Genomic DNA, 2,439 nt, shown 5'->3' with positions numbered 1-2,439 from the left:
GCCCGCTTGATGCGGGAACGGGTGGAGATCATCGCCACCACCGCCACGCTGGAACAGGGCAAGCCGCTGGCCGAAGCCCGCGCCGAACTGGGCTACAGTGCCGCCCTGGTCGATTTCTACGCCGGCGAGGTGCGCCGCAATTATGGCCGTGTGCTCACCCGCCCCACCGGGCAGCGCAGCCTGGTCATCCACGAGCCCGTGGGCCCCAGCCTGGCGCTGTGCCCATGGAACTTCCCGATCCTCAACCCGGCGCGCAAGCTCGCCCCGGCGCTGGCCGCCGGCTGTTCGATGATCATCAAGCCGCCCGAAGAAGCGCCCGGCACCAGCATATTGGTGCTGCAATGCTTCATCGATGCCGGCCTGCCCGCGCCGGTCGCGTCGATGGTGTTCGGCGTGCCCGACACGGTCTCGCGCCACCTCATCGCCAGCCCGATCATCCGCAAGATCAGCTTCACCGGCTCCGTCCCGGTGGGCAAGCATCTGATGAGGCTGGCCGCCGATGGCGCCAAGCGCACCACCATGGAACTGGGCGGGCATGGCCCGGTGATCGTGTGGGATGATGCCGACATCGAAAAGACCGTCACCATGGTTTCGGCCTTCAAATGGCGCAACGCCGGCCAGGTCTGCGTCTCCCCCACCCGCCTGATCGTCCACGAGGCGGTTGCCGATCGCTTCGCCGCCGCCATGGCCACACGCGCCAAGGCCCTCACCGTCGGCCCCGGCATGGATGCCGCTACCCAGATGGGTCCGCTCGCCAACCCGCGCCGGCCACAGGCGATGGAAAGCCTGATCGGCGATGCGCTGTCACAGGGCGCCACCCTGCTGGCCGGCGGCGAACGCATCGCTGGCCCCGGCAATTTCTGGGCGCCCACCCTGCTCGCCGATGTGCCGCTTTCCGCCCGCCTGATGAACGAGGAGCCGTTTGGCCCGGTGGCCTTGGTGCAACGCGTCGCCACCATGGATGCGGCCATCGCCGAGGCTAACCGGCTGCCGTTCGGCCTTGCCGCCTATCTGTTCACCGAAAACGCCCGCACTGCCAATCTGATGGCCGATGCGGTCGAATCCGGCATGGTCGGCATCAACACCATGGCGATGAGCGCGGCGGATTCGCCGTTCGGCGGGGTGAAGGATAGCGGCCACGGCAGCGAGGACGGGCCGGAAGGCATGCGCGCCTTCCAGGTGATCAAGGCCATCCACCAGCATTGACGAGGTTGCAGACGGCCGCCCCGGCTGGCAGGGAGCGCGAATGACTGACGCCGAACTCGCCCGCCACCTCGCCCACGCCGCCGGGCAGATGCTGCTGGAACTCCGCAGCGGCCCGGCCGAAGGCAAGGCTTTGGGTGCCGAAGGCGACCGCATCAGCAATGCGTTCCTGGTTGAAGAACTGCGCCGGCTGCGCCCCGATGATGCGATCCTTTCGGAAGAGGAAGCCCCTGATCTCGCGCGCCTGCAATACCGCCGCGTCTGGCTGGTCGATCCGCTGGACGGCACGCGGGAATATGGCGAACGCCGCGAGGATTGGGCGGTGCATGTCGGCTTGAGCATCGATGGCCGCATCGCCGATGGCGCCGTGGCGCAGCCCTCGCTGAATCAGACCTTCTGCACCCAGCATCCGCCCGCGCTCCAGCCCGAAGCCGCACGCTTGCGCATCGTCGTGTCGCGCAGCCGCCCGGCCGCGTGCGCCGATGCGCTGGCCGCCAGCATCGGCTGCGAACTGGTGCCGATGGGCAGCGCCGGCGCGAAAACGCTGGCCGTGCTGCGCGGCGAAGCCGATGTTTATCTGCACCAGGGCGACATGCACGAATGGGACAGCGGCGCCCCCGCCGCCGTGGCCCAGGCCGCCGGCCTGTGGGTGAGCCGCGTTGATGGCAGCCCGCTGGTATTCAACCAGCCGCGCCCGCTCACGCCCGATATCCTGATCTGCCACAAGGCCCGCGCCCCGGCGCTGCTGGCGGCCATCGCGCCGCTGCTGGCCTGAACAAGGCATGACGGAAATAGGGCACCAATCCGGCAGAGGCCGCCGCTGCGCGGTCGTCAAATTGCCATATTGGGCCTCTAGGGCCGGCGAGAGTTAGGATTTTGGCCCCCGAAATGCTTCGAAGCGACGCTGCAACTGCCCCAGCAGGCCCCGATAGCCTGCCCGCGAGCCTGCCTGCCTTGCCGCGCAGCGAGCGCGGCTGGACCTGGTGGGTTGGCACCATCATCACGCTTGCCGTGCTGGTGGCCGCAATGCTGCAACTGGCGCAGCTCGATCTGGCGCGCGTGGCGGCAATCGTGCCAAGCTCGCCGGCCTTCTGGTTGGTGTTTGCCCTGTCCTATTTTGCCGGGCCGCTGGGCGATTATGCCATTTTCCGCCGTCTGTGGCAGATTCCGGTGGCTGGGTTCTTCGCGTTGCTGCGCAAGCTGATCGGCAACGAACTGATCACCGGCTATGTTGGC

2 protein-coding genes and 1 pseudogene are annotated in these 2,439 nt (G+C 68.0%); all 3 read left to right on the top strand.

Annotation, left to right across the window (positions count from 1 at the left end; genetic code table 11):
• Positions 1-1,206, top strand: a 1,206-nt coding sequence (locus RT662_RS00065) for an NAD-dependent succinate-semialdehyde dehydrogenase (protein ID WP_313668101.1), incomplete at its 5' end; no start/stop codon positions are given.
• 40 nt (positions 1,207-1,246) lie between these two features.
• Entirely contained in the window at positions 1,247-1,978 is a 732-nt protein-coding gene (locus RT662_RS00060) for a 3'(2'),5'-bisphosphate nucleotidase CysQ (protein WP_313668099.1), read from the top strand.
• Between the two features lie 179 nt (positions 1,979-2,157).
• Positions 2,158-2,439: pseudogene (locus RT662_RS00055) on the top strand (hypothetical protein); the annotation flags it as partial.

The organism is Sandarakinorhabdus sp. (assembly GCF_032115815.1).
GTDB lineage: Bacteria > Pseudomonadota > Alphaproteobacteria > Sphingomonadales > Sphingomonadaceae > Sandarakinorhabdus.
The sequence above is the reverse complement of the archived record's forward strand: the minus strand, read 5'-3'. Positions and strand labels throughout refer to the sequence as shown.

Bases quoted from the DNA above. Each gene is read 5' to 3' on its own strand.
- RT662_RS00060 (WP_313668099.1), top strand. From the start codon at position 1,247: ATGACTGACGCCGAACTCGCCCGCCACCTCGCCCACGCCGCCGGGCAG.